Source organism: Achromobacter sp. DMS1, assembly GCF_001270295.1.
Window position 1 is genome coordinate 5,223 of record NZ_LHSJ01000283.1, and the last position, 4,545, is coordinate 9,767.

The window sequence follows — 4,545 nt, forward strand, 5'->3', positions numbered from 1 at the left end:
TGCGCCTGACGCCGCGTCCGCCCGGCGTATTCGACATCATCGACCTGGCCCAGGCGCACCGCGTGGCGGCCGGCAGCGAGCGCGACGTGTACGAACATCCACGCAATCCGGCGCTGCTCATCAAGGTCATCAACCATGCGCGGCCCGCGAGCCGGGGCGTCGCCAGGCATGGCACAAACAGTTCCAGCGCGAGCAGGCCTACCGCATTTTCATCGCCGAACTGTCGGAATACCTGGCGACCAGCGCGCACAGCGGCATGCCGCAGGGCAATGCGCTGCTGTCGCGCATCTGCGGCGTGGTGAACACCAGCGCGGGCCTGGGCCTGGTGGTGGAAAAAATCGTGGACGAGCGTGGCGAACTGGCTCCCACCCTGCAGCAAGTGGTGGCGGCGCAGGGCTACGGCCCGCAGTTGCGCCAGCAGGTGCACCAGTTTTTCCTGGCGCTGGCCGACGCGCACGTGATCTTCAACGACGTGAGCGCCCGCAACATCGTGGTCGGCCGCAACGCCGATGGACACGCCGGCCTGTTTCTCGTGGACGGCTACGGTCCCAAGCAGTTCCTGCCTGTCTATGCCTGGAGCAAGGCGCTCAACCGGCGGCGGCTGTTGCGCAAGTACGAAAAGATGGCCGACAAAATGGCGCGCCTGGGAGCCGGCGCGCTGACGGCGCATCCCGTGGAGGCCGAGCCGTCCGTGTCGGCGGCCGGCCCCGTGCGCGCGCTGCCCGCCGGGGGGACGGCAATGAAAAAAGCCGCGGGCCCCGGCTGGGGCGCGCGGCTTGCAGGCATGGACGGGTTCAGCCGGCCACGCGGAAGCGCTCGGCGTCGTCCATGAAGGCCTTCTCGCCGAAGCCCGCCTCGTTCGAGCCGAAAGGCATCTGCGCGCGCAGCTTCCAGAATGCCGGGATGTTCCACTCGCGCGCCACGGCGGCGTCGATGAGCGGGTTGTAGTGCTGCAGGCTGGCGCCCACGCCCGCGTTGGCCAGCGCCGTCCATACCGAAAGCTGGGCCATGCCGCCGGCTTGCTCGGACCAGACGGGGAAGTTGTCGGCGTACAGCGGGAATTTTTCCTGCAGGCTGCGCACCACGTCCTGGTCTTCGAAGAACAGCACCGTGCCCACGCCCGCGGCAAAGCTCTTGAGCTTGGCTTCGGTCTTCTCGAAGCCCTCGGCCGGCGCGACCTTGCGCACTTCATCCGTGGCCATGGCCCAGAGTTTCTCGCTTTCGGCGCCAAACAGCACCAGGGCGCGCGAGCTCTGCGAATTGAAGGACGAGGGGCTGTGCTTGATGGCTTCCTGGATCAGGGTCGTGAGCTCTTCCTTGGAGAGCGGTACGTTGCGGCCCAGGGCGTATTGCGTGCGGCGCTTTTTGAGCGCCTCGAGGTAAGCATTGCTCATGGCGGTGAAAGCCTCTAGAACGACGGAAGAAGGCCAGATTCTACCCAGCCGCGCCCGCCCCGGTCCCGCGCATCGCGCGTAAAACCACGGTTTCGGCCCGGAACAGATTGTTCCATCGGTGACGCGAATGGACAGCGCCGCGCCCGCCGGCATCTAGCGGGCCTGCGCCGCGGCCCGGCGCACCCGTACGGGAATGGACTTGTACGAAGGCGTGCCGCTCTCCTCGTCGATGTAGTCCAGCGGCGCCAGCACGTTGGCCTCCGGATAGTAGGCAGCCGCCGATCCGCGCGAAATGCCGTACTGCACCGCCGTGAGCCCTTCCATGCGCAGCGTCCGGCCCGCGGCGACGGTTTCCACGTCCACCAGGTCGCCGTGCGCCAGGCCGAGGTCGGCCAGGTCCTGCGCATTCATGAACAGCACGTCGCGCCGCCCGAACACGCCGCGATAGCGGTCGTCCATGCCGTAGATCGTGGTGTTGTACTGGTCGTGGCTGCGGATGGTCATGAGCCGCAGACAGCCCGGGTCCCAGGGCTCGTAGCGCTCGCGCACACCCGGAAACACCGAGAATTCCGCCTTGCCCGACGGCGTGGGCCAGACGCGCCCGGTGGGCGGCAGCGGCATGCGGAAACCGCCCGGCACCCGGATGCGCCGGTTGTAGCCCTCGAAGCCGGGTATGGTCCGCTCGATGAGGTCGCGGATGCGGCCGTAGTCGGCCACCAGTTCCGTCCAGGGAACTTTGCTGTCGGGCAGCGCCGCGCCCGCCATGCCGGCGATGATGGCGCACTCCGACCGCAGGTAAGGCGAGGCGGGCTTCAGCCGCCCCGCCGAGGCGTGCACCATGGACATGGAGTCTTCGACCGTGATCGACTGGGGCCCCGAGTCCTGCAAGTCCAGCTCGGTGCGGCCCAGGCACGGGAACAGGTAGGTTTCGCGCGCCACCAGCAGATGCGAGCGGTTGAGCTTGGTGCCCACGTGCACGCTGAGGTCCAGGTTCTTCATGGCGGGAAAGCAGCGCTCGGGGTCGGGCAGCGCCACGGCGAAATTCCCGCCCAGGCAAATGAGCGCGCGCGCCGTGCCGGCGATCATTGCTTCCATGGCCTTCACGGCGTCGTGACCGTGCGCGCTCGGCGGCCGGAAGCCGAAGACGGCCTGCAGGCTGGCCAGGAACTGCGCCGACGGCTTCTCGGTAATGCCCACGGTGCGGTTGCCCTGCACGTTGGAATGGCCGCGCAAGGGGCAGATGCCGGCGCCGGGCTTGCCGATGTTGCCGCGCAGCAGCAGCAGGTCGGCGATGAGCCGCACGTTGGCCGTGCCCATGTTGTGCTGCGTGATGCCCATGCCGTAGGTGATGATGGTGGCGTTGGACGCGGCATAGGCCTGCGCCACCTGCTCCAGGTCGGCCCGCGCCAGCCCGCTTTCGTATTCGATGTCGGCCCAGCCGGTCGCCCGCAGGTCGGCCTCCAGCGCCTCGAACCCCCGGGTGTGCCGGGCGATGAATTCGCGGTCGAGCACGCCGCCGCGCTCGTCTTCGAGCGCCAGCACCGCCTTCATGATGCCCTTGAGCGCCGCCGCGTCGCCGCCGGCGCGCACCTGGTAGTACGTGGAGGCGATGTCCGTCGAGCCCAGCGTGGCCATCTCCAGCACGTCCTGCGGATCGGCAAAACGCTCCAGCGCCCGCTCGCGCATGGGGTTGAACACGATGATGGGCACTTTGCGCCGGGCAACTTCGTGCAGCGTTCCCATCATGCGCGGATGGTTGGTGCCCGGATTGTGGCCGATGGAAATGACAAGCTCGGTCTGGTCGAAATCCGCCAGCGACACCGTGCCCTTGCCGATGCCGATGGATTGCGGCAGCCCCACGCTGGTGGCCTCGTGGCACATGTTGGAGCAGTCGGGAAAGTTGTTGGTGCCGTACTCGCGCGCGAAGAGCTGGAGCAGATAGGCCGCTTCGTTGGACGCCCGGCCCGAGGTGTAGAACTCCACCTGGTCGGGCGACGCCAAGCCGCGCATGGCCTTGCCGATGCGGCCGAAAGCCTCTTCCCATTGCACCGCGCGGAATTTGTCCGTGACCGGGTCGTACGCCATGGGGTGCGTGAGCCGGCCGAAGTTCTCCAGCTCGTAGTCGGAATAGCCCAGCAGCTCGGACACGGTGTGCCGCTCGAAGAACTCCGGCGTTACGCGCTTGTTGGTGGCCTCCCAGGTAACGGCCTTGGCGCCGTTCTCGCAGAACTGGAACGTGGAGCGGTGCTCCTTGTCGGGCCAGGCGCAGCCCGGACAGTCGAAACCCGTAGGCTGGTTCGTGCGCAGCAGCACGACGGGCGCCTCGAAAGTGTCCATCTGCTGCCGGACGGCCTGCGCGGTCGCGCGCAGCGCCCCCCAGCCGCCCGCCGGCCCGCCATAGGGCCGCACGCCGGGCACGTTGCGCTGCTTGGACTTGCTCATGCTCGAAAAACCCCCGATTCGCCTTGCGCGCCGGTCCGCCGGACGCGGCGCGCAACAGATACACAGGCCGTCAATATAGAAGGGATACAGGACCGGCGGACAGCACAGTTTTTCGGGCAGGAAAGCAGCACAGTTGCCGTGCGCGACGGCGTTGAAATTTTGAAATACTATATCGTTCCAGTTTTTCTTTCCGGCTTTTCCGTCCGCACGCCATGCGTCCCACGCAACGCCCCCGCCGCCGTCCGCGCGCCGCCCCGTCCTGGCTGGCGCTGCTCCCGTAGGCTGGTTCGTGCGCAGCAGCACGACGGGCGCCTCGAAAGTGTCCATCTGCTGCCGGACGGCCTGCGCGGTCGCGCGCAGCGCCCCCCAGCCGCCCGCCGGCCCGCCATAGGGCCGCACGCCGGGCACGTTGCGCTGCTTGGACTTGCTCATGCTCGAAAAACCCCCGATTCGCCTTGCGCGCCGGTCCGCCGGACGCGGCGCGCAACAGATACACAGGCCGTCAATATAGAAGGGATACAGGACCGGCGGACAGCACAGTTTTTCGGGCAGGAAAGCAGCACAGTTGCCGTGCGCGACGGCGTTGAAATTTTGAAATACTATATCGTTCCAGTTTTTCTTTCCGGCTTTTCCGTCCGCACGCCATGCGTCCCACGCAACGCCCCCGCCGCCGTCCGCGCGCCGCCCCGTCCTGGCTGGCGCTGCTGGG

Annotated in this window: 4 protein-coding genes; 2 read left to right on the forward strand and 2 right to left on the reverse strand. The window is 67.5% G+C overall.

Features of this window, described 5'->3' with window-relative positions; all coding sequences use genetic code 11:
• Positions 1-62 precede the first annotated feature (62 nt).
• Positions 63-302: a YrbL family protein gene (locus AD428_RS29035; RefSeq protein WP_255352292.1), complete on the forward strand. Its 240-nt coding sequence runs from the start codon at positions 63-65 to the stop codon at positions 300-302.
• Entirely contained in the window at positions 233-832 is a 600-nt protein-coding gene (locus AD428_RS22495) for a YrbL family protein (RefSeq protein ID WP_255352293.1), read from the forward strand. Before AD428_RS29035 ends, AD428_RS22495 begins: the two co-directional genes overlap by 70 nt.
• Here AD428_RS22495 and AD428_RS22500 read toward each other — a convergent pair.
• Together AD428_RS22500 and AD428_RS22505 are read right to left on the reverse strand one after the other, a co-directional pair.
• On the reverse strand, positions 795-1,394 hold the full coding sequence (locus AD428_RS22500) for a nitroreductase family protein (RefSeq protein WP_053246651.1): 600 nt from the start codon (positions 1,392-1,394) through the stop codon (positions 795-797). The genes AD428_RS22495 and AD428_RS22500 overlap by 38 nt on opposite strands.
• Before the next feature lie 153 nt (positions 1,395-1,547).
• Positions 1,548-3,836: an FdhF/YdeP family oxidoreductase gene (locus tag AD428_RS22505; protein ID WP_053246652.1), complete on the reverse strand. Its 2,289-nt coding sequence runs from the start codon at positions 3,834-3,836 to the stop codon at positions 1,548-1,550.
• Positions 3,837-4,545 lie beyond the last annotated feature (709 nt).

Coding starts and splice junctions, on each gene's coding strand:
- AD428_RS22505 (WP_053246652.1), bottom strand. CDS start 3,836: ATGAGCAAGTCCAAGCAGCGCAACGTGCCCGGCGTGCGGCCCTATGGC.
- AD428_RS22500 (WP_053246651.1), bottom strand. CDS start 1,394: ATGAGCAATGCTTACCTCGAGGCGCTCAAAAAGCGCCGCACGCAATAC.